At 69.5% G+C, this 24,919-nt stretch carries 27 protein-coding genes; 14 read left to right on the top strand and 13 right to left on the bottom strand.

Annotation, left to right across the window (positions count from 1 at the left end):
* Positions 1–63 precede the first annotated feature (63 nt).
* Together HZ989_RS14570 and HZ989_RS14565 are read right to left on the bottom strand one after the other, a co-directional pair.
* A complete protein-coding gene (locus tag HZ989_RS14570) occupies positions 64–2,442 on the bottom strand; it encodes a cell wall metabolism sensor histidine kinase WalK (protein ID WP_209321515.1) in 2,379 nt (792 codons plus the stop codon).
* Between the two features lie 176 nt (positions 2,443–2,618).
* The gene (locus tag HZ989_RS14565; protein ID WP_209321514.1) at positions 2,619–3,203 is read right to left on the bottom strand and encodes a hypothetical protein; all 585 of its coding nucleotides are present in this window, start codon (positions 3,201–3,203) and stop codon (positions 2,619–2,621) included.
* A 443-nt stretch (positions 3,204–3,646) separates the two neighbouring features.
* On the opposite strand from HZ989_RS14565, the gene HZ989_RS14560 reads away from it, so the two are divergent.
* The 3 genes from HZ989_RS14560 to HZ989_RS14550 all read left to right on the top strand — a co-directional run bounded on the left by HZ989_RS14560 (position 3,647) and on the right by HZ989_RS14550 (position 6,663).
* Positions 3,647–4,063 carry a hypothetical protein gene (locus tag HZ989_RS14560; protein ID WP_209321513.1) on the top strand — a complete coding sequence of 139 codons (417 nt, stop codon included), beginning with the start codon at positions 3,647–3,649 and terminating at the stop codon, positions 4,061–4,063.
* Between the two features lie 99 nt (positions 4,064–4,162).
* Positions 4,163–5,659: an aldehyde dehydrogenase family protein gene (locus HZ989_RS14555; protein ID WP_209321512.1), complete on the top strand. Its 1,497-nt coding sequence runs from the start codon at positions 4,163–4,165 to the stop codon at positions 5,657–5,659.
* A gap of 59 nt (positions 5,660–5,718) precedes the next feature.
* Complete coding sequence (locus tag HZ989_RS14550) at positions 5,719–6,663, top strand: retropepsin-like aspartic protease (RefSeq protein WP_209321511.1); 945 nt, start codon at positions 5,719–5,721, stop codon at positions 6,661–6,663.
* Here the strand turns inward: HZ989_RS14550 and HZ989_RS14545 are convergent.
* From HZ989_RS14545 to HZ989_RS14525, 5 genes are all read right to left on the bottom strand, one after another.
* Positions 6,660–7,922, bottom strand: a complete 1,263-nt coding sequence (locus HZ989_RS14545; protein ID WP_209321510.1) for a glutamate-5-semialdehyde dehydrogenase — start codon at positions 7,920–7,922, stop codon at positions 6,660–6,662. The genes HZ989_RS14550 and HZ989_RS14545 overlap by 4 nt on opposite strands.
* On the bottom strand, positions 7,922–9,061 hold the full coding sequence (proB, locus tag HZ989_RS14540; protein ID WP_209321509.1) for a glutamate 5-kinase: 1,140 nt from the start codon (positions 9,059–9,061) through the stop codon (positions 7,922–7,924). The genes HZ989_RS14545 and proB overlap by 1 nt, the downstream gene beginning before the upstream one ends.
* Before the next feature lie 42 nt (positions 9,062–9,103).
* Complete coding sequence (locus HZ989_RS14535) at positions 9,104–9,955, bottom strand: neutral zinc metallopeptidase (RefSeq protein ID WP_209321508.1); 852 nt, start codon at positions 9,953–9,955, stop codon at positions 9,104–9,106.
* A 113-nt stretch (positions 9,956–10,068) separates the two neighbouring features.
* Positions 10,069–10,728 carry a methyltransferase gene (locus HZ989_RS14530; protein WP_371812957.1) on the bottom strand — a complete coding sequence of 220 codons (660 nt, stop codon included), beginning with the start codon at positions 10,726–10,728 and terminating at the stop codon, positions 10,069–10,071.
* A 23-nt stretch (positions 10,729–10,751) separates the two neighbouring features.
* On the bottom strand, positions 10,752–12,044 hold the full coding sequence (locus HZ989_RS14525) for an AarF/ABC1/UbiB kinase family protein (protein ID WP_245162389.1): 1,293 nt from the start codon (positions 12,042–12,044) through the stop codon (positions 10,752–10,754).
* Between the two features lie 184 nt (positions 12,045–12,228).
* On the opposite strand from HZ989_RS14525, the gene HZ989_RS14520 reads away from it, so the two are divergent.
* From HZ989_RS14520 to HZ989_RS14505, 4 genes are all read left to right on the top strand, one after another.
* The gene (locus tag HZ989_RS14520) at positions 12,229–12,612 is read left to right on the top strand and encodes a lysozyme inhibitor LprI family protein (RefSeq protein ID WP_245162388.1); all 384 of its coding nucleotides are present in this window, start codon (positions 12,229–12,231) and stop codon (positions 12,610–12,612) included.
* A gap of 78 nt (positions 12,613–12,690) precedes the next feature.
* The gene (locus HZ989_RS14515) at positions 12,691–13,092 is read left to right on the top strand and encodes a hypothetical protein (RefSeq protein WP_209321506.1); all 402 of its coding nucleotides are present in this window, start codon (positions 12,691–12,693) and stop codon (positions 13,090–13,092) included.
* Positions 13,092–13,289: a helix-turn-helix transcriptional regulator gene (locus tag HZ989_RS14510; RefSeq protein WP_209321505.1), complete on the top strand. Its 198-nt coding sequence runs from the start codon at positions 13,092–13,094 to the stop codon at positions 13,287–13,289. Before HZ989_RS14515 ends, HZ989_RS14510 begins: the two co-directional genes overlap by 1 nt.
* A gap of 34 nt (positions 13,290–13,323) precedes the next feature.
* Positions 13,324–14,262, top strand: a complete 939-nt coding sequence (locus tag HZ989_RS14505) for an alpha/beta fold hydrolase (RefSeq protein WP_209321504.1) — start codon at positions 13,324–13,326, stop codon at positions 14,260–14,262.
* 1 nt (position 14,263) lies between these two features.
* Here the strand turns inward: HZ989_RS14505 and HZ989_RS14500 are convergent, their stop codons facing one another.
* Genes HZ989_RS14500 through HZ989_RS14485 form a run of 4 tightly spaced genes read right to left on the bottom strand, consistent with a single transcriptional unit; the run spans position 14,264 to position 17,045 of the window.
* Positions 14,264–15,082, bottom strand: coding sequence for an RsiV family protein (locus tag HZ989_RS14500; RefSeq protein WP_209321503.1), 819 nt, complete (start codon positions 15,080–15,082; stop codon positions 14,264–14,266).
* 13 nt (positions 15,083–15,095) lie between these two features.
* The gene (locus HZ989_RS14495) at positions 15,096–16,115 is read right to left on the bottom strand and encodes a UbiA family prenyltransferase (protein WP_209321502.1); all 1,020 of its coding nucleotides are present in this window, start codon (positions 16,113–16,115) and stop codon (positions 15,096–15,098) included.
* On the bottom strand, positions 16,115–16,564 hold the full coding sequence (locus tag HZ989_RS14490) for a DMT family transporter (protein ID WP_209321501.1): 450 nt from the start codon (positions 16,562–16,564) through the stop codon (positions 16,115–16,117). The genes HZ989_RS14495 and HZ989_RS14490 overlap by 1 nt, the downstream gene beginning before the upstream one ends.
* 10 nt (positions 16,565–16,574) lie before the next feature.
* Positions 16,575–17,045 carry an NUDIX domain-containing protein gene (locus HZ989_RS14485; protein WP_209321500.1) on the bottom strand — a complete coding sequence of 157 codons (471 nt, stop codon included), beginning with the start codon at positions 17,043–17,045 and terminating at the stop codon, positions 16,575–16,577.
* A 199-nt stretch (positions 17,046–17,244) separates the two neighbouring features.
* Between HZ989_RS14485 and HZ989_RS14480 the strand changes: the two genes are divergently transcribed.
* The 5 genes from HZ989_RS14480 (at position 17,245) to HZ989_RS14460 (ending at position 20,249) form a co-directional block, all read left to right on the top strand.
* Positions 17,245–18,015, top strand: coding sequence for an SDR family oxidoreductase (locus HZ989_RS14480; RefSeq protein ID WP_209321499.1), 771 nt, complete (start codon positions 17,245–17,247; stop codon positions 18,013–18,015).
* Positions 18,016–18,018: 3 nt separating this feature from the next.
* Positions 18,019–18,417, top strand: a complete 399-nt coding sequence (gene folB / locus HZ989_RS14475; RefSeq protein ID WP_245162387.1) for a dihydroneopterin aldolase — start codon at positions 18,019–18,021, stop codon at positions 18,415–18,417.
* A 42-nt stretch (positions 18,418–18,459) separates the two neighbouring features.
* Entirely contained in the window at positions 18,460–18,984 is a 525-nt protein-coding gene (locus HZ989_RS14470; RefSeq protein ID WP_209321498.1) for a 6-carboxytetrahydropterin synthase, read from the top strand.
* A 109-nt stretch (positions 18,985–19,093) separates the two neighbouring features.
* Positions 19,094–19,846 carry a hypothetical protein gene (locus HZ989_RS15230; RefSeq protein ID WP_245162386.1) on the top strand — a complete coding sequence of 251 codons (753 nt, stop codon included), beginning with the start codon at positions 19,094–19,096 and terminating at the stop codon, positions 19,844–19,846.
* 10 nt (positions 19,847–19,856) lie between these two features.
* Positions 19,857–20,249 (top strand): hypothetical protein, encoded by a 393-nt coding sequence (locus tag HZ989_RS14460; protein WP_209321497.1) that lies wholly within the window; start codon positions 19,857–19,859, stop codon positions 20,247–20,249.
* Positions 20,250–20,296: 47 nt separating this feature from the next.
* Here the strand turns inward: HZ989_RS14460 and HZ989_RS14455 are convergent, their stop codons facing one another.
* Positions 20,297–22,150 carry a monovalent cation:proton antiporter-2 (CPA2) family protein gene (locus tag HZ989_RS14455; RefSeq protein ID WP_209321496.1) on the bottom strand — a complete coding sequence of 618 codons (1,854 nt, stop codon included), beginning with the start codon at positions 22,148–22,150 and terminating at the stop codon, positions 20,297–20,299.
* A gap of 189 nt (positions 22,151–22,339) precedes the next feature.
* A complete protein-coding gene (locus HZ989_RS14450) occupies positions 22,340–23,173 on the bottom strand; it encodes an alpha/beta hydrolase (protein WP_209321495.1) in 834 nt (277 codons plus the stop codon).
* Between the two features lie 46 nt (positions 23,174–23,219).
* Between HZ989_RS14450 and HZ989_RS14445 the strand changes: the two genes are divergently transcribed.
* Both HZ989_RS14445 and HZ989_RS14440 read left to right on the top strand, forming a co-directional pair.
* Entirely contained in the window at positions 23,220–23,477 is a 258-nt protein-coding gene (locus HZ989_RS14445; RefSeq protein ID WP_209321494.1) for an Lrp/AsnC ligand binding domain-containing protein, read from the top strand.
* A 218-nt stretch (positions 23,478–23,695) separates the two neighbouring features.
* Positions 23,696–24,874 (top strand): acyl-CoA dehydrogenase family protein, encoded by a 1,179-nt coding sequence (locus HZ989_RS14440; protein ID WP_209321493.1) that lies wholly within the window; start codon positions 23,696–23,698, stop codon positions 24,872–24,874.
* Positions 24,875–24,919 lie beyond the last annotated feature (45 nt).

Genomic DNA, 24,919 nt, shown 5'->3' with positions numbered 1-24,919 from the left:
GCAGGGCATGATCCATGCCTTCGGTTGGTCCCACGATATGGGTCCACCTCAAACGATCATCCCTTAGGCCGCCTGTGCCTGCTGGGCTTCGACCGGGACGGGTCGACGGATCGGGATGTCGAAGCTGACGGTCGTGCCTTCGCCCGGCGTGCTGGTCATGATCATCCGGCCGCCGTGCAGTTCGATCAGCGACCTGGTCAGGGCCAGGCCCAGGCCCGTGCCTTGCGTCGTCTTGGAATGCTGGCCCTCGACCTGTTCGAACGGCTGGGCCAGGCGCGCCAGGTCGGCCTCGGCGATGCCGATCCCGGTATCGGTCACCGCAATGCGCATCCGTCCGGTGTCCTCTTGCGCGATCGAGACGGTGATCTTGCCGCCTTCCGGCGTGAACTTCACCGCGTTGGAGATCAGGTTCAGCATCACCTGCTTCAGGCCGCGATAGTCGGCCTCGATCTCGGGCCCGTCTTCGGCCTCCAGGCTCAGGGTCAGGCCACAGTCCTGGGCCTTGCCGCGCATCAGCCGGATCGCTTCCTCGCACACCTCGGTCAGGGATACCGGCTCGTAGTGCAGGGTCATCTTGCCGGCCTCGATCTTGGCCATGTCCAGGATGTCGTTGATCAGACTCAGCAGGTGCTGGCCGGACTTCAGGATGTCGTGCGAATAATCCCGGTATTTCTCGTGACCCAGCGGGCCGAACATTTCGCCGGCCATGATCTCCGAGAAGCCGTTGATGGCATTCAGCGGGGTCCGCAGTTCATGGCTCATATTGGCCAGGAACTCCGACTTGGCCTGGTTGGCGGCCTCGGCGCGTGTCATGGCGATCTCGTACTTGCGGGCGAGCAGGGACAGCTTCGTCCGGCTGGCCTCCAGCTCGTCCACGGTCTTGCGCAAGCTGTCGGCGGCGCGCTGGCGCTCGACCTCCTGGCGACGTATGGCGGTCACGTCGGCGGCCGTGATGACGGTGCCGCCGTCGCTGGTGAAGCGTTCGGACAGCTGCAGGACCCGGCCGTCGTGCAGTTCGACCTCGCGAGCGCCGGCGCGGCCCTCGGGCGAGGACCGGTCCGTCTTGATGGCCAGGGCGGCGATGCGGTTCAGTTCGTCCTTGAGGGCACCCCTCCGGACCGTCTCGCCATCGAAGTTGAAAGCGTCCTTGAAGGCCTGGTTCCACAGGATGAGCCGGCCGAGCCGGTCGAACAGAACGAAGGCGTCGGACACGCTCTCGATGCCGTCGCGCAGGCGTCCCTCGGCCGCCTGGGCCTGGGCCTTGGCGCGGCGGGCCTCGGTGATGTCCATGGCGACGCCCAGGATCTTGACGTAGCCATCTTCGCCGCGAGCGCCCTGGGCCTGGCCGCGTGCGTCGATCCAGCGAGCCCCGCCGCCCTCCAGGGGAACGGCGAACGTGACCTCGAACGTGCCGAAGGTGGCCGCCTGGCGAAGGGCATGTTCGACCAGATCGCGATAGCGCGGATGGATGTGCTCCATGACCCCGGCGGTCGTCACCGATCCTCCATCCGGCAGTCCGAGCAGGGCGGCCATGTAGTCGGAGACGTCCACGGTTTCGGTCTCCAGGTTCCATTCCCAGACCCCGCACTGGGCCGCCTCGACCGCCACGCGGAAGCGCTGTTCGCTCTCGGCCCATACCCTGGAGGCTCGCGACTGACGCCAGCGTTGCAGCACGGCCAGGCCCAGCACCATCACGCCCAGTCCGATCGGCGCGACCACCAGCCACAGATCGCTGACGAAAGCCGCTGCGCCGGTCGACCGGGGACGCCAGGCCACGACGACCAGCCCGGTTTTGCCCACCGCCGCGCCCGCGGCGCTCAGAGGCGTGTCGCCGCTCTTGCCGGGCAGGGGCGTTCGGGTTTCGACGAGTGCGCGGGGTTCGAGGCCCAGCCGGTCCTTCAAGGTCGTCGGCGTCCCGATCACGCGACCGTCCAGACCGACGAAGACTATATCAGCGGCCTCGGGCAGGGTCGTGCGCGCCGTCACGGTGCGCCCGCTGACGGCGCGTTGGTGCAGGATGCCCCGGGTATTCGAGACGAAATCCTCCGGGGCGGCCCCCTTCACCGCCACATGGGCCCCGTCGGAGGCCTTCACCAGAAAGGCCGTCTCGGGGGCCACGGCGCGGCCGGCCTCCACGGCGTCCAGGGGGCGCCCCGGCGCGCTGGCCAGACGTCTGGCGACGACATCGAGCCCCAGCTGTGCCCGTCCCAGGGCCGCGTCCAGACGGGCTGCCGTCAGTTGGGCCTCGGCCACCAGGGCCTGTTCGCGCAGACCCTCGACCTCGCGCGCCGGGCGCGTGCTCTCGCGGGCGAACAACAGGACATAGATGGCCAGACCCAGGGTCAGGGCCAGCACAAGCACCCTCGCCCAGGCCGGCAGGCCGTCGGGACTGTCCGCGGCGCGGCGGCCCGGCTGCTGAATGCGGCGCTCTTTGCCCCGCAAGGCGCTCTCCCCGGACAGGTCGCGGCCTTGTCCGGCGGGGCCGGGTGCGCGCGTTCTTGACGACGCCCTGGAATCTAAGCTGCGTCGCGGAATCCTGTCGAGGTCTGGTTAACGAAAGATGACCGCGTGATCCCGAAAAGTGTCAGCAGTTTTCGGACCGGATTATGCCCCAGGCTTCAGGCCGCGGCTTGTCCGGTCATCTGCGGCTCGACGCGCGGCTGCACATCGGTCGGCGCCGGGGTCAGCTGGGTCACGCCTTTCAGGATGTCATGCGCTTCCCGCGCCAGGGCCAGGCCCTCGGCCGTGGCATCATCGGGGCTCTCGGACACCGCATCGATCAGCCGCTGCGCCAATTGCATCAGGCGGGGCGCGGCCACGATCAGTCGGCCCTGATACTCGATCTTCTGTGGGTCGCGGTCGTATTCCGCGCCCGGTACGCGCCAGCCGCCCCAGTCTGCCGCGTCGGTCACGACGACGGGATAGGTGCCGGGGTAGGGATGGTGCGCCACGTCATCGGACGTCTGCCACTTGTTGCGGGCGCGCAGCAGACGCCATTTGCCGAGCTCGGGGTCCGCCTCGTCCTCGACCGGCAGGGTTAGTTCGCAAGCCTGGAACTCGCGTCCCAGCCCGACGTCATAGGTGAGGCGTACGGGTTCCTCGAACCCCTTGGCCCAGATGGGCTGAACCTTTTCGATCTGGGCCCATGCACCGACGCACTCGACCCAGACCTTCTGGCCCTTCTGAAACTGCGCGCGCGCCATTCTGGCCACTCCTGATCGTTACCGCCTACCTTGCCGCACCGGTCGTTGACGCATGGTGTCCAGACAGGGTGAAACAGGCGTGAAGGCGAGCAGGCCGATGTCGAGATCGTCTCCGGCGTCGCGCCCACGGATTTCGTCTTCACACGCGCCGACGGGTCGCCCGGCGACACGATGCGACCTCCTTGATCGGATCGGCGGGGCGGGCGACCTGCACGTCCCGGCTCATCACGTCCTTGATCGTCACGATGGAACGCCGGGTCTGCTGCGTGGAACCGTCAGAACCCGCCGCACGCGGCCGCGTTGCTCCGCTCTTGCGGGCCACAGGCGTCACCGTTCATCTAGCTGTCGGTTTGACAACAGACGGCTCAGACCTGTGTCAGCTTCACCGTGGTTTTCTGATCCTCGCCGCCCAATCCAGGGTGGGTGAATGAGGAACAAAGATCATGACGACCGCCCTGACGAGGAAAGCCCTGCTTTCGCTGCTGGCGGCGTCGGCGGTCGCGATCGCGACCCCGACGCTGGCTCAATCCTACGGTCGCCACCACGGTGGCGGTTATGGTGGAGGCTATGGTGGCGGCTACGGCCAGGACTACAACGGCGGCTGGAACGGTGCCGGCCTGAACGGCGACCAGGCCCGCCTGTCCCAGCGCATCGACCGCGCGGCCTACACCGGTCGCATCAGCCGGCGAGAGGCCCGCGACCTGCGCTGGCAGCTGAGCGAGTACCAGCGGGTCGAATGGCAGTATCGCCGTGACGGTCTGAGCCGCTGGGAGCGCCGCGACCTGGAGGACCGGTTGTATCGCATCGGGCGCGCGCTGCGCGAAGACCGCCGCGACGGCGGCTGGCGCGATCACCACTGATCCAGGGCTGATCTGAACGAGGGGCCGCTTCCGAAAAGGAGGCGGCCCTTTTGCTTTGTCCGACGCAAGGCTAAGCCCGGCACGAAACTGGAGCCGACCATGACCGCCGCCGCAGATGCCCGTCTGATCCTGACCCGTCTCGGCGTGCCTGAAACCGCCTTCGCGACCGACGGGCTGCCGACCCGCTCTCCCATCGACGGCTCGACGGGCGTATCCGTCCGCATCGACGGCCCCCGCGACATCGACACCGCCCTGTCGGCAGCCACCACGGCCTTCGAGGCCTGGCGACGCGTGCCGGCGCCGCATCGGGGTGAGCTGGTCCGGCTGCTGGGCGAGGAACTTCGCATCGCCAAAGCCGACCTCGCCATGCTGGTCACGCTGGAGGCCGGCAAGATCACCTCCGAGGGTCAGGGCGAGGTGCAGGAAATGATCGACATCTGCGACTTCGCGGTCGGCCTGTCGCGTCAGCTCTATGGTCTGACCCTGCCCAGCGAACGCCCCGGCCATCACATGCGCGAGACCTGGCAGCCGCTGGGTCCGGTCGCGGTGATCTCGGCGTTCAACTTTCCGGTCGCGGTCTGGGCCTGGAACGCGGCGCTGGCCCTGGTCTGTGGCGATCCGGTGGTCTGGAAGCCATCGGAGAAGACGCCGCTGACGGCCCTGGCCGTTCATGCGGTTGTCCGGCGGGCACTGGCGCGCTTCGGCACTGCCCCCGACGGACTGCTTCAGCTCTTGATCGGCGGCCGCGATGTGGGCGAGGCGCTGGTGGCCGATCCGCGCGTGGCCCTGGTGTCCGCGACCGGGTCGACCCGGATGGGCCGGGCGGTGGCGACAACGGTGGCGGCACGGCTGGGCCGGTCGCTGCTGGAGCTGGGCGGCAACAATGCCATGATCGTCACCCCGTCCGCCGACATGGACCTGGCGGTGCGGGCCATCGCCTTTTCCGCCGTGGGGACCTGCGGCCAGCGGTGCACGACCCTGCGCCGCCTGCTGGTCCACGAGGACGTGGCCGAGCCCCTGTTGGCGCGGCTGGCATCCGCCTACGCCAGCCTCCCCATCGGCGACCCGCGCGCGTCCGCCACCCTGGTCGGGCCGCTGATCGACGAGGAGGCGGTGAAGGGCTTCGATGCGGCCCTGGCCCAGGCGGTTGCCGAGGGCGGTACGGTCGTGGTCGGCGGCACCCGGGTGGAGGGCACCTGCGTCCGTCCCGCCATCGTCCGGATGCCGACCCAGAGCGCGGTCGTCCGGCACGAGACCTTCGCGCCGATCCTCTATGTCCTGACCTGGCGCGATTTCGATGAGGCGGTGGCGATGCAGAACGCCGTGCCGCAGGGGCTGTCGAGCTGCGTCTTCACCGACAGCGTCCGGGAGGCCGAAGCCTTCCTGTCGGCCTGGGGCTCGGACTGCGGCATCGCCAATGTCAACATCGGCCCCTCGGGCGCCGAGATCGGCGGGGCCTTCGGCGGTGAGAAGGAGACGGGTGGCGGGCGTGAGAGCGGCTCGGACGCCTGGAAATCCTATATGCGTCGCCAGACCCAGACGGTGAACTTCTCGGCCGACCTGCCCCTGGCCCAGGGCGTGACCTTCGAGGTTTGACCGCGACCGCGACAGCACCGCGCCTCGACGCGGGGGTCGAGCATCCCCATTGTTGATTCATGAACCGTCGTGACCTCCTGACCCGGGCCGCGCTGCTCGCCGGTGGGCTGGGCGGGGCCTGGTGGCTGCGCGACAACGTCCTGTGGCGCGATCCGGCGGTGAGCTTCGGCGCCGACGGGACCAGCGGCTGGGTGCCCTATGACGCCCCGTATGCCGCGACGCCGACCGCCCTCGTCACCATCGCCGGCCAGACGGTCCGGGCCCTGATCGATTCGGGGGCCCAGTATTCGGTCATCGACAGCGGCCTGTTCGACGCCCTGGGCCTGACCCGCGCCCTCGACCTGCCGCTGGTGGCCTATGGCGTCGGCGGCGGGGCCCAGATGGGGCGGGGGACGACGCTGCAGATCGCGCTCGGAGACATGCGGATCGCCGATCTTCGCGCGGCCATCCTGGCGCTGGGTCCCCTCGCCATGCGCGAGGGCCTGTCCGCCCCGCTGATCCTCGGTCAGGATGTTCTGGGCGAGGCGGTGCTGGAGCTGGACACGGCCGGGCGGCGGCTGCGCTTCCACGCCCGATCCGGCCACGTCCTGCCGAGCAATGTCCTGCCCGTGGTGGTCGGCAAGTCGCGCGGAGCCCTGGAGACCGAGGTCACGGTGGAGGGCGCGCGGGTCCAGGCGGTCATCGACACCGGTGCCTCGGCCCTGATCGCGCTGGGGCGCGAAACGGCGCAGAACGCGGGCCTGCTGGACGGCCGTCCCGTGCGGCGCGGGTCCAGCATCGTGCTGGGCGGAGCCATCGCCTCACAACTCGTCCGTGCCCGGACGGTCACTGTGGGCGATCAGCTCTATCGCGATGTGGAGACCGCCATCTATGCCGACGTCGCCCTGCCGGGCTTTCCCAAGGCCCTGGTCGGTATGGAGGCGTTCGAGGGGCGACGGCTGGTCATCGACCTCGGCGGCACGGCGCTGCACACCTCGCGGCCGATGGATCTGACAGTTGGCTAGGCCCGCGTCTGGCCCGTGCCGGTCACCAGATATTTGAAGCTGGTCAGCTGTTCGGCCCCCACCGGCCCCCGCGCATGCAGTCGCGAGGTCGAGATGCCGATCTCGCCACCGAAGCCGAACTCTCCCCCGTCGGCGAACTGGGTCGAGGCGTTCCAGAGTACGATGGCGCTGTCGACCGCCTGCTGGAAGGCGGCGGCGGCCCAGGCGTCCCCGGCCACGATCGCCTCGGTATGGCCCGAGCCATAGGTGGCGATGTGCGCGATGGCCTGATCCAGACCGTCCACGATCCGCACCGACAGCATCGGTGCCAGATACTCCGTCGACCAGTCGGCCTCCTCGGCCGCCTCCATGCCGGGCACCAGGGCCATGGCCTCTGCATCGCCCCGCATGGCACAGCCCGCCGCCGTCAGGGCCCGGGCCACCGGCACCAGCAGCCGCTCCGCCGCCGCGCGGTCGACCAGCAGCGTCTCGGTCGCGCCGCAGACCGAGACGCGCCGCATCTTGGCGTTCACCACGATGTCCACCGCCATCGCCGGATCGGCCGAGGCGTGCAGATAGGTATGGTTCAGCCCCTCCAGATGACCCAGCACGGGCACACGCGCATCGGCCTGCACCCGCGCCACCAGACTCTTGCCGCCGCGCGGGATCAACAAGTCGATATGGCCCTCCAGTCCCGTCAGCAGGGCACCGACGGCGGCGCGGTCCGGCGTATCCACCAGCTGAACCGCATCGACGGGCAGCCCGGCCTCGGCCAGGCCCTCGACCATGGCCCGGTGGATGGCGCGCGAGCTTTCCAGACAGTCGGACCCGCAGCGCAGGATGGCCACATTGCCCGCCCGGATCGACAGGGCGGCGGCGTCGGCCGTCACATTGGGCCGGCTTTCATAGATGATGGCCAGCACGCCGAGCGGGGTCCGCACCCGCTGGAAGGCCAGCCCGTTCGGCCGGGTCCAGCGCTCGGTCACGACGCCCACCGGGTCGGCGAAGGCCGCGACCGCGTCGACGCCCTCGGCCATGGCGGCGATGCGGGCCGGCGTCAGGGCCAGCCGGTCCTGCATGGCCTCGCTCATGCCGTTCGTCCGGGCCCGGTCGATGTCGCTCTGATTGGCGGACAGGATCGCATCGGCTTGGGCGCGCAGCGACCGGGCGGCAGCCGACAGGGCGCGGCTGCGCACCTCGGCCGGGGCAGTGCGGACCGCCGCCGCCGCGGCCCGCGCGCGTCGCCCCATGGCCAGCATGTCGGTCTCGATATCGCTCATCAGCTCAGCACCAGATCGTCGCGGTGAATGGCCACGCCGGGGCCCTTATAGCCCACGATGGCCTCGATCTCACCGGAATGGCGGCCCAGGATCAGGGCCATCTCCTCGGCCGAATAGGCCGCCAGTCCGACGCCGACGGCCGTGCCCGCGCTCAGCACCCGCACGCTGTCGCCCCGGTCGAAGCGCCCTTCGATCCGGCAGACGCCCGAGGCCAGCAGACTGCGCCCCCCTGCCAGGGCATCGGCCGCGCCGGCGTCGATCTCGATCACGCCTGCGGGTTCCAGACTGCCCGCGATCCATGACTTGTAGGCCTGCATCGGACTGGCTGGCGCGGTGATCAATGTCGCCCGCGCTCCGTTGGCGATCGCCGCCAACGGCCGCGTCACCAGGCCCGAGACGATCAGGGTCGCGCAACCCGCCGACCGCGCGATCCGCGCCGCCTCCAGCTTGGTCGCCATTCCGCCCGTCCCGACCGAAGCCTCCGCATTGGCCCCACCCGCCATGGCCAGGACGTCCGGCGTCAGGGCGTCGATCCGGTCCAGATGGGTGGCGTCGGGGTTCTGCCTCGGATCGGCCGTGTACAGACCATCCACGTCCGACAGCAGGACCAGCAGATCCGCTCGCGCCAGCTGCGCCGTCCGCGCGGCCAGCCGGTCGTTGTCGCCGTATCGGATTTCCTCGGTGGCGACGGTGTCGTTCTCGTTGACCACGGGCACGACGCCCAGCTTCAGCAGGGCCTCCAGCGTCGCCTGCGCATTGAGCCAGCGGCGGCGGCGTTCGGTGTCGTCGCGCGTCAGCAGGACCTGCGCCGTCGTCATGCCGCGAGACGCCAGCGCCACCTCCCACGCCTGCATCAGCAGGGACTGACCCACGGCCGCCGCGGCCTGCTTCTCATCCAGCCGCGCGTTCTTCGCCAGCCCCAGGCGCCCACGCCCCAGCGCCACGGCCCCGGAGGAGACGACGATCACGGATCGCTTGCTGGCCCGCAGCGCCGCGATGTCCTCGGCCAGACCGGCCAGCCAGGGCAGGGCGGCCGCGCGGCTCTCTCCGTCGACGACCAGAGAGGAGCCGACCTTGATCACCACACGGCGGGCATGGCGAAGGGCGTCGGCGGCGGTGGCAGGCGCGGAGGCGGTCACGGCGTGACAATGGCGTCACCTTGCGTGCACTGCAACATGCGATCAGAAGTCGGTATAGCGGTCGCAGGCCGCCGGTTCGCCGGACTGGTATCCGCGCCGCAGGGCCTCGACCCGCTGTGCCGAGGTGCCGTGGGTGAAGCCGTCGGGGTTCACCTGTCCACCCGAACGGCGCTGCAGGTTGTCATCGCCGATGGCCGAGGCGGTCTGCAGACCCTCTTCCAGATCGCCCTGTTCGACCGCGACCTCCCCGCCGGACACCGATGCGGCATTGGCGGCCCAGACTCCGGCATAGCAGTCGGCCTGAAGCTCCAGCCCGACCGAATACTGGTTCGCCTCGGCCTCGCCCGAGGCGCGGGCCTGGGCCCGTTCGACGCGCTGCGAGGCCCCGGTCAGGGTCTGGACATGGTGGCCGATCTCATGGGCCAGGACATAGGCGCGGGCGAAGTCGGCCCCTGAGGCCCCCAGTTGGGTCTCCATCTCTTCCCAGAAGCCGAGGTCCAGATAGACGGTATTGTCCGCCGGGCAGTAGAAGGGCCCCATCGCCGACTGGCCGAAGCCACAGCCGGTGTCTGTGCCCTGTTCGTAGAGGACCGTCGGTTCGGGCGGCGTATAGCCGTCGATCTTGGCCGCCCAGACATCGTTGATGTTCTTGCCGACGATGGCTACGAATTGACCCGCTTGGTCTTCCGGCGTGCCGATCTTGCCTTCCTGGCTGGTGCTGGCCCCGCCGAATTGGCTGGCGACCTGCTGGGTCGTGGACGGGTCGATGCCGAACACGAAATAGCCGATCAGGCTCAGGACGATGACGCCGATCCCTCCGCCCGCGACGGCACCGCCGCTCATCCCGCGCCGATCCTCGACCCCGCCACCCCTTTGTCCGCCCCGCCAGCGCATCTTCGTCTCCCCATTTCCTGACCGAGGCTAGGCCGAAACGCGGGGGCAGGGGAAGGGATTCCGTCGCCGGCCGGGTGCTGGGCGTCGCCATGTCACGAGGTCGCGAGACCGGTTCAGGGCATGGCCCAGACGCTGGAGCGCTTGATGGCGAAATCCTCCAGCTCGCGCGTCGTCGGGACCTGGTACTCGGCCAGCAGGTCGAGCCCGGACTTCGGAAAATAGGTCCGGTGGGGATCGCCGATCAGGACGCGCGTGCCCTGTCGCCGCGCCCGCCCCAGCCACTGAAGCACCCGATCCGTCATCGGCTTCTCATAGCAGACGTCGCCCGCGCAGATGACGTCGACCGGCGGCGGATCGGCGTCCAGCAGGTCCATGTCGGTGAAGGCGACCTCCACGCCATTGGCCCGGGCGTTCAGCGCGACCGCCGCCCCGCTGAACGGATCGATGTCGGCGCACAGGACGCGGGCCGCCCCCGCCTTCATCGCCGCGATCCCGACCAGTCCCGATCCGGTGGCGAAGTCCAGCACCGACCGGCCCGCGACCTCGGCAGGCGTGTCCAGCACCCAGCGGGCCAGCCCCTGTCCGCCCGACCAGGCGAAGGCCCAGAACGGCGGCGGCAGGCCCAGTTCGCCCAGTTCCTCTTCCGTCATGCGCCAGATCGGCGTGATCTCGTCGGCCAGCCACAGCTGGATCTCCGGCGTATGCGGCACGGCCTGCAATCGGGTGTTGGTCAGGATGAAGGCGGATGGATCGGCGATGGCCATGCGCAGCATGTGCGCCTTCGCGCCCTGACCGGCTAGAGCCAGGGCTGCAGGATCGCGCGGACATCGACCCGCGCCTTCAGTCGGGCGGCCAGCAGATAGATGCCGCCCAGCTTCCTCTGGATGAACAGGGTGTCGATCGGGGGGATGTGCCAGACCGCACGGTCCTCGGCGAAGGTCATGCCGCGCGTCCGCAGCTGACCGACCACGGCCGTGTCGCCGAAATCGAACGGCCCGGGGGCCCGGAACGGGGCCATGGCCAGGTCGAACATGGCCTCCAGACCCGCGCGATCCTTGCTCAGCGCCCGGTCGTCGAAGAAGCCGATCCGCCGCGCCGCCTCGATGGCCCCGTCGCGGTCGTCGTCCAGGGCGGCCTTCAGGAAGATGCGGTAGCCCTCGGCCACTTCGGGCCGGATCTCGCGCGTCGCGCCGAAGTCCAGCAGGACGATGCGGCCGGTGGTGGCCTCGTGGCGATAGTTGGCGAAGTTGGGATCGGTCTGCATCAGGCCGAACTCGAACAGCTCGCGCAGCAGAAGCTGCATCAGGACGGTCGCGACCTGGTCGCGTTGCGCCTGCGGCGCGGCGATCAGGTCCTCGACCGGGTCACCGGACAGATAGGTCATGGCCAGAACGTCCGGCCGGGTCAGCCCGGCGTGCAAGGCGGGCACGACGACGTCGGGATGGTCGGCCAGCAGCGCTCCGAACCGCGCCAGATGCTGGCCCTCGCGCTCGTAGTCGGCCTCCTCGTGCAACTGGCGCTTGGCCTCGCCCAGCAGGGGCGTGACGTCCAGCTCCCGAGGCAACAGGCCGGAGACCCGCAGCAGGGTGGCGACATTGTCCACGTCGCTGTCGATGCTGTTCCGGACGCCCGGATACTGGACCTTGACGGCCAGGTCCTCGCCCTCCCGCGTCAGGGCGCGGTGCACCTGTCCGATGGAGGCTGCGGCGACGGGGTCGAAATCGAACCGCTGGAACCGCGCCTCCCAGCCCCGGCCCCAGCGCCGGTTCAGGGCGGCCTTCAGCTGGACCTGCGGCATCGGCCGGGCGTCGGCCCGCAGGCGCGACAGGATGTCCGACAGTTCGGGGGGCAGCATTTCGCCCGCGTCCATGGAGATCAGCTGGCCCACCTTCATCGCGGCGCCGCGCAGCTGGGCCAGCTGTTCGGTGACCCGCACCGCATTGGCGGGGGTCAGCAGCAGGTCGCCGACCGTCGGTCGCTTGCCCTGGCTGAACTGACGCGCCCCTTCGGCCAGCATGCCGCCCGCCACGCCCGAGGCCAGCCCGCCGAAGCGGGCGAGACGGGACAGCCGCCCGCTGGGGACAGCCATGCCGCGTGGGGATGAAACGGGCGATCGCATACCCGGACAGATGGCCTGTGTATGCCCGATCCGGAATGCGGCATGTCCGCCGGGTCCAGGGGCAGCGCGATGTGGGGGCGCGGCCATTGACCCGGATCAGGCTCCGTGGCGTGATCGTCAAGGCGTCGCAGGATCATGTCAGATGGCGCGACAGATGAGAAACAAGGCCATGCGCACAGCATTTGCAACGATCCTCCTGTTCTCCGGCGTCGTCGGGACGGCGACGCTCACCCCGGTCGGGCCGGGCGCACAGGCGGCCAGTTTTGACTGCACCCGCGCGCGCAGGGCGGACGAGGTCGCCATCTGCGGCAATCGCGCGCTGGAAGACGCGGACGTGAAGATGAGCACGACCTACACCCTGGTCCTCCAGCTGGTCGGCATGGGGATGCGCAGCGACCTGCGCGACAGCCAGACCGCCTGGCTGCGGGAGCGGGGCCAGTGCGGCGGCAACGTCAGCTGCATCGCTCAGTCCTATCGTGTCCGTACCCAGCGGCTGGAAGCCGTGTTCCAGACCATCGTCCGCCAGGGCCCGTTCTGACGTCAGCCTGACCTGACAAAAGTCAGGTTGACATGACAAAACTTCGGTGTAAGGTAGGCCTTACATCGGAGAGCAAACATGCAACTGCCCAAGGTGTGGGACGCGGCCCACAAGAAATATTTCATCCGCACCAACGCCTTCATGGCCGGCTATGTCGCCGTCAACGTCGCGGCCATTTTTGGTGCGTTCGACGCGATCATCGGAAAGCCCGCCGGCCTGCTGCTGGGTCTGGCCGTGGCGGCGCCCATCGCCGGTCAGGTCTGGGCCACCCTGACGCTGATCAACGAGGCGGATGAGTTCGTACGCGTGCTCACCGCCAAGCGGTTCATCCTGGCGTCGGGCCTGGCCATGGCGCTGTTCTCCGGCTGGGGCTTTATGGAGAGCTATGGCGGTGCGCCGCACGCGCCGGGCTGGATCGTCTATATCCTGTTCTGGGGCCTGTTCGGCCTCGTGTCTCCCTTCGTGCGGGACAGCCGCTGATGCGAAACTCCCTGCGCGACCTGCGCACCGCGCGCGGCTGGACCCAGGAACAGCTGGGTCAGGCGCTGGGCGTCTCGCGACAGGCGGTCAACGCCCTCGAGACCGAGAAACACGACCCGTCGCTCGACCTCGCCTACCGGATCGCCACCGTCTTCGGCCAGCCGGTCGAGGCCATCTTCGAAAACCCCCACGCCTGACACCCGTCAGGCACCACTCCAGAAGGACACCACCATGCGTTTCCAGACCGCCTTTCCGCGGTGCCGGCGCCCCCTTGCCTGGTTCCCGATCATCGTCGCCATAGTCGTGGCCTGCACCGTCGGCCAGACCGACGCCCGGGCAGAGCCGGCCCATGCCGTTCAGACGGCTCCCTTCACCTCCGACCGGCTGTCGGTCGAGGTTACCGGCTCAGGCCCCGACGTCGTCCTGATCCCGGGCCTGGCCTCCTCGCGCGAGGTCTGGCGGCCCCTGGCGACCCGACTGGCCGCGATGCACCGGGTGCATCTGGTGCAGCTGGCGGGCTTCGCGGGCGAGCCCTGGAGCCACGGCGACGGCCCCTTCGTCCAGCCGGAGGTCGATGAGCTGGCCCGCTATATCGCCGAGGCTGGCCTCGATCACCCGGCCGTCATCGGCCACTCCATGGGCGGGCTGTCGGGCCTGCTGCTGGCCCAGCAGCATCCCGACCGGGTCGGCCGGCTGATGATCGTCGATGCCCTGCCGTTCTACAGCGCCCTCTTCGGTCCCACGGCAACGCCCGAGTCCGCCCGGCCGTTCGCGGCCCAGTTCGCGGCGGGCATGCTCGCCGCCGACGATGCCACCTTCCGCTCGCAGCAGGCCCAGACCGCCGTGGGCCTGGCCCGCGATGCGGCCATGCGCCAGACCATGGTCGAATGGTCGATGGCCAGCGATCGCCACGCGGTCGCCGCCGCCCTGACCGACGTCATGACCACCGACGCCCGGCCCGGTCTGGCCGCCATGACCACCCCCGTGACCGCCCTATACGCCACCGACGCTGATGGCGGCCCGCCGCCCGCGATGGCGCAAGCCCTGTGGACGCAGGAGTACGCGAGCCTTCCCGGCGTGACCCTGATCGCCGTCGACGGCAGCCGCCACTTCATCATGGCCGACCAGCCGGCACGGTTCGATGAGATCGTGGATCAGTTTCTGAAGTAGATCAGGCGGCGGCGGGCTTCGGCTCGCCGCCGAACTCGTCGGCATAGGCCGGGGCGATCAGGCTGCGGAAAACGCTCTGGGGCACGGTCACCTTATAGCTGCCCTCGGCATAGGGGCCGACCAGATAGGGGGCGATCAGGAAGACCAGTCCGCCCGCCTTGCCCGGCGAGACGCCCTGCGCCAGCACGAAGGGCGTGGTCGCCGCCCGGGGACAGGTCCAGTCGCCGCCGGTCAGGGACACGGTCCGGGCGGCCGGATCGCGCTTTTTCTTTTCGGCATTGATGGCGGCGCACAGGGCGGTGTCGAGCGCCGACAGATCAGCCCCCTTGGTGAACAGGTCGATCGCCGTGATCTCGCGCTTCAGCGCCTTGTCCCACAGGATCGACAGGAAGGAGGCGTTCGAATGCGCCCCGCCGGTGAACTCGCTGTCGGTGCGGATCAGGCTGAACAGCTTGCCGGTCTCGGCCCCCGGGGTGATCGCGATGGACTTGTCATAGGGCCCCATGCCCTCGTCGCCGCCGGCTTCGGTGCGATCGGCCTGGGCCCCTTCGGTGAACTCGCGCAGGTCCGCGACCGTGCGGGCATAGAGGGCGGCGTGCAGGTCGGGCTGGCTCTTGATGGCGACCGGCAGGGTCAGGCTGACCTCGGCGTAGGGCGTCTTTGACTCATAGGTCATCGGGGCGGCGGCCTCGGCCGGGGTCACGACGGCACCGACGGCGGGCGCAGTGGCGGCAGTCTCGGCGGGCTTGTCGCGGTTGCACCCGACCAGCGTCCCGGCCAGGGCCAGGGTGATGACGAGGCTGCGGATGGGGACGGTCATGACGATCTCCGGGTCAGAGCGAAACTGTTAGCCCACCCAGAGCGATCGCCGCCAGCAGGATCAGTCCGGCCTCGCGGTTCGACTTGAACAGCCGCAGGGCCAGCGCCCCGTCGTCCGGCTTCAGGGTCCGGACCTGCCAGATGAAATGCGCCCCATAGGCCACCAGCACCATGAAGAAGGCCACGCCCAGCCCGGCCGCGAGACCCGCTGCCAGGGCGCACAGGGCCGCCAGCCCATAGAAGATCGCCACGCCGCGCCGCACATCCTTGCCCAGCCGCCGGGCGGTGGACTTCACCCCGACCATGGCGTCGTCCTCGATGTCCTGCAGGGCGTAGATGGTGTCGTAGCCGAGCGTCCAGAACACCCCGCCGAGGTAGAGGAGGGCGGCGGCGGCGGTCAGCGAACCGTTCACGCCGGGCACGGTGTCGTAGATCGGCCACTGGCCCGTCGCCATCATCAGCCTGGCATAGGCCCAGGCGAAGAATGGCAGGATACCGGCCGCCGCCGCGAATCCCATCAGCGCGCCCCAGTTGAAGGTCAGCCCCAGCCACGCCTGCGGCCACCATGTGATCCGCTTCATGAAGGGATAGGCTGCGACCAGCGCCAGCGACCCGACCCCCAGCAGCACCACCGTCAGGTTCAGCGTCAGCAGGATCAACAGACTGACCAGACTGCAGCCGACCAGAAAACCCCACGCCTGTCTGACGCTGATCCGGCCCGACGGGATCGGCCGCGCCGCCGTGCGGGCGACCCGGGCGTCGATGTCCCGGTCCACGATGTCGTTGAAGGCGCACCCGGCCGCCCGCATCAGACAGGCCCCGAGGCCGAAGCCGACGAACAGCCAGAGGTCGCCGAGGTCCGGTGCGCGCCGATATTCCGCCAGCGCCAGGGCGATCCCCTGCCAGCCGGGCAGCAGCAGCAGCCAGATCCCGATCGGCCGGTCGAACCGGCCCAGCTTCAGCCAGGGCTTCAGCCCCTCGGGCGCGCGGGCATCGACCCAGTTTCGACCGGCATCGGGAAGGGGCGTGGACATCAACCTCTCCGCACCAACAGGACGCCGGCGATGACCAGGGCGACCCCGGCCACCCGCGTCAGGCTGATCGGGCTCTGCGGTACGCCCAGGGCACCGAAATGGTCCAGCACCAGACTCAGCAGCAGCTGGCCCGCCACCATCAGGGTGATGGTCATGGCCACGCCCAGCCGGGGTACGGCCCAGGCGGCCGCCACCACGAAGATCGCGCCATACAGTCCGCCGAACCAGGCATAGGCGGGCAGGGCCCTTGTCGCGACCATGTCCGGCCGCGTGTGCAGGACGGCAGCGATGATCCCCAGCGCGGCCGTCCCGACCGCGAACGAGATGAAGGCCGCATTGACAGGGCTGGCCACGGCACTGGCCAGCCTCGCATTGGTCGGGGCCTGCAGCGCCGTCGCGCCGCCGGCCAGAACGACGGCCAGCATGGCCAGATAGGGGGCGAAGTTCATGGCCGGGCCTCTACCAGTTCGGATCGACCGGCGCGCCACCGAAGATTTCGGCCAGGCGCGTGACGGTGGACCGGTGCGCGTCGGGCGGCAGGTCCTTGGGATCGAACCAGCCGGTCTCGGCGATCTCGCCGTGATGGGTCCGTTCGCCCGGCGTGAATTCATCGAACCGATAGACCGCGACATGGTCGCCGCGAAAGAACCGCTCGTTGGAGTGCAGCGACAGCAGCCGGCCCGGCGCCGTGGCCCTCAGGCCGGTCTCCTCGAACAGCTCGCGCGCGGCGGCGTCCAGACAGGTCTCGCCGCGGTCGACCCCGCCACCGGGCAACCACCAGCCATGCAGATAGGTGTGCCTGACCAGCATGACCCGGCCCCGGTCATCGACCGCCACGGCCCTGACGCCGAGGGTCATGCCCCGCGTCGCGCGCGAGACGGCGAAGAACAGCGGGCGGGTGAACGGCTCGATTCGGGTGCGCCAGGGCATGGGCCCACGCTGCCACAGACGCGCGCGCCGTGCGACGCCGTTGCCGAACCGGGGCGGGTCCGACGGGCTCGCGCCTTGAACCGATCGGCGGCCCCCTATATGGCATCCGCTGAACAGGAGAGTTCCATGATCGCCCTCGGCATCATCATCGGTTTCGTCGTCGTGCTCGCCGCGATCAACGCGTTCGAGTTCGGCCGGGTTGACTGACACGCCCCGGGGGGCGGTCCCGGGCGCGGCGCTGGTCACCGGCGGCGCGCGCCGCATCGGTCGCGCCATCGTCCTGGCCCTGGCCCGGCGTGGCCATGACGTGGCCATCCATCATCGCGAATCGAAGGACGACGCCGAAGCCGTCGCCGCGGAAGTCCGCGCGCTGGGGTGCCGGTCGATCGTCGTCGCCGCCGATCTGACGGATGAAGCCGCGGTCCGCGCCCTGATCCCTGCTGCCACCGCCGCGCTGGGCCCGTTGTCGGTGCTGGTGAACAACGCCTCCGTGTTCGAGGACGACCGGGTCGGCGCATTGTCGCGCGAGACCTGGGACCGGCATATCGAGACCAACCTGCGCGCCCCCATCGTGCTGGCCGAGGCCTTCGCGGCCCAGGCCCCCGACGGCTCGGCCATCGTCAACCTGCTGGACCAGCGGGTGCTGAAGCCCGATCCGCGCTTCGTCTCCTATGCGATCTCCCGAAACGGCCTGTGGTGGGCGACGCGCACCCTGGCCCAGGCGCTGGCCCCGCGCATCCGCGTGAACGGCGTCGGCCCGGGCCCCACCCTGAAGTCCATCCACCAGTCCGACGCGGACTTTCAGGCCGAGGCCGCCGCCGTGCCGCTGGGCCACGGGGCCTCGCCGGACGAGATCGCCGAGGCCGTCCTCTATCTGGTCCAGGCCGGCTCCGTGACGGGCCAGATGATCGCCGTCGACGGCGGTCAGCACCTGGCATGGCAGACGCCTGATATCCTGCCGGAGTCCTGAGCCGTGTCCCCGTCCCCCGAGTCCCACTCCCCCGAGTCCCCGTCCGCGCCCCGCCGCCAGGGCCTGACCATCTTCGTCGAGGGGCTGAAGGTCGAGGCCGGAATCGGCGTCTACGACCATGAACACGGCCGGCTGCAGACCCTGCTGATCGATGTACGGCTGGAACTGGGCCCGCTCGAGATCCACGGCCTGGCCGACACCATCAACTACGAGACGGTCGCCAACGCCTGCCGTCGCATCGTCGCCGAGGGCCATGTCGGGCTGGTGGAGACCTTCGCCGAGCGGCTGGCGCTGGACTGCCTGACCGATGCGCGGGTGCGGGCCGTCACCGTCCGGGTCGACAAGCCCGGCGCCCTCAAGGCCGCCACCGGGGCCGGGTGCGAGCTGCGCTATAGCCGCTGAACCTTGCGTTTCCGGCCCTTTGGCACGACATAGCGCCCTCCCATGCCCCAGGTTCGCTTCACCCGCCGGTTTTCCATGGCCCACCGCCTGCTGGCGGATGCGGGGTCACGATGCGCCGTGCCGCACGGGCACAACGAATTCGTCACCGTCACCCTGGCCACCGATGCCGCCATCGACTTCGGCGGCTCCAACTATGTCGCCTCGTTCGAGACGTTGAAGACGCGCTGGCACGGATTCATCGACGGGGCGGTGGACCACGCCTTCCAGATCGGATCGGCCGATCCCCTGCTGGACTGGTTCCGCACGCACGAGCCGCACCGGCTGGGTCGGTTGATGGTGTTCGAGGGCGACCCGACGACCGAGGCCTTCGCCATCGCCCTGCGCCGCAAGCTGGACGCCATTCTGGCGGATGACGGCTCTCCCTATCGCTGCGTGGAGCTGGCGCTTGAGGAGACGCCCACCAACACCGTCGTGGTGGGCGAGCAGCTGAGCGCGGGCGAGCGGGCCTGGGCGGCGGGCAGCTGGATGGACCGGCCCGACATGAGCATCAACGATCTTCAGGGCTGACCCGGAAACGCCTCAGCGGATTTTCGACAAGGTCAGGGCCCAACCACCATGCCTTGCTTAGGGGCGGGCGGATCGCCATTGTCCCCGCTCCTGACCTTCGAGGATTCCGATGGCCGAACCCGGCGATCCAGACGCGCCCACGCCGACCGATCCGGCCGTCGATCACGACGATCTGATCGGCTTTTCCTCGGCTGCCGCCCTGCAGGGTCGGTCGCGCGTCGTACAGGAGCCGGAGCCAGACCCTGTGCCGGAGCCTGCTCCGTCCGTCGAGCCGGTCGAGGCTGCGGCCTCCGGGCCGGAAGCCGATCCGGTCGCCGCCATCGAACCGGCGCCGCCGCCCGACGAACCCGTCCTGCCCGCGCCGGATCCCCGGCCCCGTCCGCGCCGGGAGGTTCCGCCCGGGCGTGAGCCGGCGCCGACGTTTGCGCCCGCACCGCGACCCGCTCCGGTGCCCGGCTGGGCGGTCGAATCTCCGCGCGTCTTCGGATCGTCCCCCGTGGACCGCCGCACCGTCGTCCCGCCGAAGGACGTTGCGGGCAGCACCGGCCTGTACACCGTCTACGCCCTGATCCTGTTTGCCGTGCCGACGCTGGGCGTCTCGGCCCTGATCGCCCTGCTGGCGGTCACCGGTCGGCCCGGTCCGGGCGGCGCGGTCGCCGCCAGCCATTTCCTGTTCCAGCAGCGCACCCTGTGGACCGGTGCCGTCGCGGCCCTTCTGGGGGCCATCCTGATCGCGGTGGGTCTGGGCGTCTTCGTCCTGTTCATCGTTGCGGTCTGGTTGATCCTTCGCGGGGCAAGCGGCGTTCTGACCCTGAAGGCCGGCCGGCCGGTCCGCAATCCGCGCGGCTGGTTCCTCGCCTAGGAGGCAAACAATGTCAGATGCATCCCAGCCCCGTCTCGCCCCCGGTCACGAGGCCGAGGGCAAGCCCGCCGCCCTGATCGCCTGGGGCCTGTATATCCTGTCGATCCCCAGCGCGAACATTCTGGTCCTGGTCGGGCTGGTCGTCGCCTATGCGGCGCGGAGCACGGCCACCGGCCTGGCGCGCGAGCATATCGAGGCCCAGATCGCGCTGTTCTGGTCGGTCTTCTGGTGGACCATCGCCACCTGGGTTCTGATCGCCCTCAGCGCGGTCGCCTCGATCGTGCTGATCGGCATCCCGTTCCTGCTGCTGTTCCTGGCGCTGTGGTTCCTTCTCAGCGTCTGGTTCACGGTCAAGAGCGTGCTGGGCCTTCTCTCGCTGCTCGGGGATCGCCCGCCGGCCTGAGGCGGAACGACCGCCCCCGGCGCGGGTTTTCGCGTCCCGGCCCGCGGTCAGGCCTGCTCCTGCTGGCGCTCCATCTCCTCGGCCGTCATCAGCCCGGCCGCTTCTTCGTTGAGGGCGCGACCTTCGCGACGCGGCTTCACATAGGGGGCCGGTTCCGGCGTCGTCGCATTGCCGCGCGCCAGATCCCGACCCGCCTGCAGTCCGCCCGCGACCTGCAGCGTCAGACGCTCGTAGTCCCGGCGACGCGCATCCTCGACGGCTTCGCGCGCATCCTCGTCGGAGAATCCCAGGTCCATCAGCACATGCTCGCTGAAGGCCAGGGCGCTCTCGAAGGTCTCGCGGATATGATACTCCACGCCCGCCTTGATCAGCCGGATCGAGTGTCCCCGGTCATAGGCGCGCACGAACAGCTTGGTCAGGGGGAACTCGGACTGGACCAGTTCGACGATCCGGTCCGCCGTCTCGGCCCGGTCGACGCAGACCAGGATGCTTTCGGCATCGGCCGCGCCCGATGACCTCAGCACGTCCAGCCGCGACCCGTCGCCGTAGTAGACCTTGAAGCCGAAATTGCCGGCGGCCTTGATCATGTCCACGTCGATGTCGACGATCGACACGTCCACGTCGCGCGCCAACAGCGGCTGACAGACGACCTGGGCGAAACGGCCGAAGCCGATCACCAGCACCCGCTCCTGCAGATTGCGGGCCTCGTCGATGCCTTCCAGAGACACCTTTTCGCGGGACTTCAGCCGGTCGGCGACCATCATCCGCAGTGGCGTCAGCGCCATCGACAGGATCACCACGGCCGAGGCGATGGCCCCGGTGCGCGCATCGAACAGTCCGGCGGCCAGGGCTGCGGCATACAGGACGAAGGCGAACTCGCCGCCCTCGCCCATCAGGGCGGCGCGCTTCAGCGCCTCGGGATGACCGGCCTTCATGAACCGGGCGACCGAATAGACGCCGATCATCTTGGCCCCCATGAAGGCCGCGACCCCGCCCAGCACCAGTGGCCAGTCCCGCGCGACCACGCTGAGGTCCAGCGACATGCCCACACTGAGGAAGAACAGGCCCAGCAGGATACCGCGGAACGGCTCGACATCCGCCTCCAGCTGGTTGCGGAAGGTCGATTCCGACAGCAGCACGCCCGCCAGAAACGCCCCCATGGCCATCGACAGCCCGCCCAGGTCCATGGCCCAGGCCGCGCCCAGCACGACCAGCAGCGCGCCGGCCGTCATCACCTCGCGCCCCCCGTATCGGGCCAGCAGCCGGAACGCCGGGTTCAGCGCCCAGCGTCCGATCACATAGACCGCCGCCACCGCCGCGATGGCGAACCCGACGGTCAGCCAGATCGGCTGCGGATTCTCGATGGTGGTGCCGAACTGGCCGGCCAGGATCGCCACGATGGCCAGCAGCGGCACGATGGCCAGGTCCTCGAACAACAGGATGGAGACGACCCGCTGCCCGTCGTTCTCGTTGTTCTCGTTCCGCTCTTCCAGCAGCTGCATGACAATGGCTGTGGACGACAGGGCGAACCCCGAGCCGATGATCAGCCCGGCATACCAGGGCAGGCCGAAGGCGATGGCCGCGGCGGTCAGCAGGCTGGCGCACACCCCCACCTGAAGCGCGCCCAGACCGAAGATCTCCCTGCGCAGGCTCCACAGCCGCGCGGGTCGCATTTCCAGCCCGATGATGAACAGGAACATCACGACGCCGAGTTCGGCGACATGCAGCACCGCCTGAGCGTCCTCGATCATGCCGACCCCGAACGGGCCAATGATCAGGCCGGCGGCCAGATACCCCAGCACGGCACCCAGGCCGAAACGCTTGAACAGCGGCACGGCCACAACCGCCACCGCCAGAAGGGCCACCGCGTGGCCCAGATCCATTCCCGTCGGTTCCGCCATGACGCCTGCCCCTGCTGCGAACCCCTATAGTGGCGTCACAGTGTCGCGATGGCGAGGGTGGTGACGCCAACGTCTCCCTCCCCCGAGGGTGGGCGGTCGGCGATACGGACACGGGCGGTCGCTGTGTTGCCCTGCCGCCCCCACCCGGTCGCTTCGCGACCTGCCCTCCCCCGAGGGGGAGGGAGACGGCTACCGCGCCAAATCGGCGATCCGCTTCACCAGCGGACTGTCCGGGTCGGTCAGGGGCTCCAGCACGGTGAAGTGGTTCAGGCCGGGCAGGGCCTCGAACCGGGTCTCCACGCCCTTCGCGCCCCAGTGATCAGCCATGTCGCGCGACTGGCGGATGAACTCGGAAGTCTCGTCCCCGCCGACGACGCAGTCCAGCACCGTGCCGCCGGGCGTCGATCCGTCCGGCGCGGGCCAGTGAATCGGCGACAGCGCCGCCGCGTCACGCGCATCCAGCCTCAGCGCCGCATTGATCGAGGTCGGGATCAGCGGGGCCAGGTCGAACACGCCCGAGATCGCGACCGCCGCCGAGGCGCGTCCCTGGCTGAGCAGGCAGGCCGCCAGATGCCCTCCGGCCGAGTGCCCGAACACCACCGGGCGACGTCCCGACCGCACGCGCACCTGATCGGCCACGGTCTCCATCTGCCGCACGATGGCGCCGAGGCGCACGGTCGGGCACAGGTCGTAGGACGGAATGGCCAGGCTGACCCCGTGGGCCAAAAGGGCCGGGGCCAGGCCGCTGAACCAGTCCTTGTCCAGCGCCTGCCAGTAGCCGCCGTGGATGAAGACGACGATGGGGGCGTCCGGCCCGGCCTCGAACAGGTCCATGACCTCGCGCGCGCCAGCGCCATAGGCGATCGTCGTCGGGGGATGGGCCGCGCGGGCCGCCACAGCCGACGCTTTCCAGCGGCTCATCAGCAGGGGGTGGTCGGGCACGGCCGCGCGGTTGTTGTATTCGGCCTCCAGCCATTCCTGAGAAGGCGGGGCGGCCGGGGACTTGGGGGGCTTATCGGTCATGCCTGCATCCGCTACGACACCCGCGAACAGCCGGGAGCTTGCCGCCATGATGACCGCCATCTTCGTTTTCATCAAATGCGAGCTGGGCCATGCCAACGACGTCGCCGCCGACATGGTCGACAATGTCGAGAACGTCTCGGAGGTCTATTCCACCTCGGGCCAGTACGACCTGCTGGCCAAGTTCCAGCTGCCCAAGGACATGGACATCGGCACCTTCGTCACGAAGTCAGTCCAGACGCGCCCCCACATCCGCGACACCTTCACCGTCATCACCTTCTCGCCCTTCCTGCCGACCGCGCGCTGACACTCTCCCTCCCCCGCGGGGGAGGGCAGGCGCGGAGCGCCGGGTGGGAGCGGCAAGGCAAGGCCGCACGATGGATCGCCTTGCCCTCCCCACCCGGTCTTCGCTGCGCTTCGACCACCCTCCCCCGCGGGGGAGGGAGAACGCTGACGCTACGTCACCCGATTTTCTTTGCTAACCTGATCGTCTGAGACGCAGCCGAAGACGTCAGGGAGACGACCATGACCGATCTGGACACTTTCCGCGCCGAGACGCGTGCCTGGCTGGAGGCGAACTGCCCCGCCGAATGCCGTGGCCCCATGGACAATGACGAGGACCGCGTCTGGGGCGGTCGCAACGCCACCTTCAAGACCCCGGCGCACAAGGCCTGGATGGAGGCCATGGGCGAGCGCGGCTGGACCGCGCCGGAATGGCCGACCGAATACGGCGGCGGGGGCCTGAGCCGCGAGGAGGCCAAGGTGCTGGCCAGCGAGATGCGCCGTATCGACGCCCAGTCGCCGCTGTCGTCCTTCGGCATCTGGATGCTGGGCCCGGCGCTGCTGCAGTTCGGCACCGAGGCCCAGAAGAAGCGCTTCCTGCCCGAGATCGTGCGCGGCGAGATCCGCTGGTGCCAGGGCTATTCGGAGCCCGGCGCGGGCTCCGACCTCGCGGGCCTGCAGACCCGGGCCGAGGATCGCGGCGACCACTGGATCGTCAATGGCCAGAAGGTCTGGACCTCCTATGCCGACAAGGCCGACTGGATCTTCTGCCTCGTCCGCACCGACCCGGACGCGCCCAAGCACCTGGGCATCAGCTTCGTCCTGTTCGACATGGCGACGCCCGGCGTGACCACCAAGCCGATCACCCTGATCAGCGGCAAGTCCCCCTTCTGCGAGACCTTCTTCGACGACGTGCGGGTGGAAAAGGAAAACCTGGTCGGCACGCTGAACCGGGGCTGGGACGTGGCCAAGGCGCTGCTGGCCCATGAGCGCACCATGATCGGCGGCATGGGCGACATGGGCCGCCCCATGGGTCACGTCGCCGTCGATTCCATCGGGCTGGACGAAGCGGGCCGGCTGGACGAGCCGATGCTGCGCACGAAGATCGCCGAACTGGACATCGACGTCGCCGCCTTCCGCCTGTCGATGGAGCGGGTCGGCGACCAGGTGAAGGCCAGACAGGTCTCGCCCGCCATCGCCTCTATGCTGAAATACTATGGCTCGGAACTGAACAAGCGCCGCCACGAACTGGCCATGGCGGCCGGGGGCTCTGACGCGCTGGAGTGGGAAAGCGACCGGTCAAGGAAGGGCACGGCGGCGCGCGACTGGCTGCGCACCAAGGCCAATTCGATCGAGGGCGGGACCAGCGAGGTTCAGCTGAACATCATCGCCAAACACCTGCTGCAGCTGCCGGGGGCTTAAGAGCCCCTCCGTCACGGCGCTGGAGAAGCGCCGCGCCACCTCCCC

This window comes from Brevundimonas sp. AJA228-03 (genome assembly GCF_017795885.1).
Classification (GTDB): Bacteria; Pseudomonadota; Alphaproteobacteria; order Caulobacterales; family Caulobacteraceae; genus Brevundimonas.
The sequence above is the reverse complement of the archived record's forward strand: the minus strand, read 5'-3'. Positions and strand labels throughout refer to the sequence as shown.

Bases quoted from the DNA above. Each gene is read 5' to 3' on its own strand.
- HZ989_RS14505 (WP_209321504.1), top strand. From the start codon at position 13,324: ATGCGTTTCCAGACCGCCTTTCCGCGGTGCCGGCGCCCCCTTGCCTGG.
- HZ989_RS14565 (WP_209321514.1), bottom strand. From the start codon at position 3,203: ATGGCGCGCGCGCAGTTTCAGAAGGGCCAGAAGGTCTGGGTCGAGTGC.
- HZ989_RS14525 (WP_245162389.1), bottom strand. From the start codon at position 12,044: ATGGCTGTCCCCAGCGGGCGGCTGTCCCGTCTCGCCCGCTTCGGCGGG.
- HZ989_RS14485 (WP_209321500.1), bottom strand. From the start codon at position 17,045: ATGCCCTGGCGCACCCGAATCGAGCCGTTCACCCGCCCGCTGTTCTTC.
- HZ989_RS14560 (WP_209321513.1), top strand. From the start codon at position 3,647: ATGACGACCGCCCTGACGAGGAAAGCCCTGCTTTCGCTGCTGGCGGCG.
- HZ989_RS14550 (WP_209321511.1), top strand. From the start codon at position 5,719: ATGAACCGTCGTGACCTCCTGACCCGGGCCGCGCTGCTCGCCGGTGGG.
- HZ989_RS14445 (WP_209321494.1), top strand. From the start codon at position 23,220: ATGATGACCGCCATCTTCGTTTTCATCAAATGCGAGCTGGGCCATGCC.
- HZ989_RS14460 (WP_209321497.1), top strand. From the start codon at position 19,857: ATGTCAGATGCATCCCAGCCCCGTCTCGCCCCCGGTCACGAGGCCGAG.
- HZ989_RS14470 (WP_209321498.1), top strand. From the start codon at position 18,460: ATGCCCCAGGTTCGCTTCACCCGCCGGTTTTCCATGGCCCACCGCCTG.
- HZ989_RS14455 (WP_209321496.1), bottom strand. From the start codon at position 22,150: ATGGCGGAACCGACGGGAATGGATCTGGGCCACGCGGTGGCCCTTCTG.
- HZ989_RS14555 (WP_209321512.1), top strand. From the start codon at position 4,163: ATGACCGCCGCCGCAGATGCCCGTCTGATCCTGACCCGTCTCGGCGTG.
- HZ989_RS14495 (WP_209321502.1), bottom strand. From the start codon at position 16,115: ATGTCCACGCCCCTTCCCGATGCCGGTCGAAACTGGGTCGATGCCCGC.
- HZ989_RS14515 (WP_209321506.1), top strand. From the start codon at position 12,691: ATGCAACTGCCCAAGGTGTGGGACGCGGCCCACAAGAAATATTTCATC.
- HZ989_RS14440 (WP_209321493.1), top strand. From the start codon at position 23,696: ATGACCGATCTGGACACTTTCCGCGCCGAGACGCGTGCCTGGCTGGAG.
- HZ989_RS15230 (WP_245162386.1), top strand. From the start codon at position 19,094: ATGGCCGAACCCGGCGATCCAGACGCGCCCACGCCGACCGATCCGGCC.
- HZ989_RS14510 (WP_209321505.1), top strand. From the start codon at position 13,092: ATGCGAAACTCCCTGCGCGACCTGCGCACCGCGCGCGGCTGGACCCAG.
- HZ989_RS14530 (WP_371812957.1), bottom strand. From the start codon at position 10,728: ATGCTGCGCATGGCCATCGCCGATCCATCCGCCTTCATCCTGACCAAC.
- HZ989_RS14535 (WP_209321508.1), bottom strand. From the start codon at position 9,955: ATGCGCTGGCGGGGCGGACAAAGGGGTGGCGGGGTCGAGGATCGGCGC.
- HZ989_RS14490 (WP_209321501.1), bottom strand. From the start codon at position 16,564: ATGAACTTCGCCCCCTATCTGGCCATGCTGGCCGTCGTTCTGGCCGGC.
- HZ989_RS14545 (WP_209321510.1), bottom strand. From the start codon at position 7,922: ATGAGCGATATCGAGACCGACATGCTGGCCATGGGGCGACGCGCGCGG.
- HZ989_RS14520 (WP_245162388.1), top strand. From the start codon at position 12,229: ATGAGAAACAAGGCCATGCGCACAGCATTTGCAACGATCCTCCTGTTC.
- HZ989_RS14450 (WP_209321495.1), bottom strand. From the start codon at position 23,173: ATGACCGATAAGCCCCCCAAGTCCCCGGCCGCCCCGCCTTCTCAGGAA.
- HZ989_RS14500 (WP_209321503.1), bottom strand. From the start codon at position 15,082: ATGACCGTCCCCATCCGCAGCCTCGTCATCACCCTGGCCCTGGCCGGG.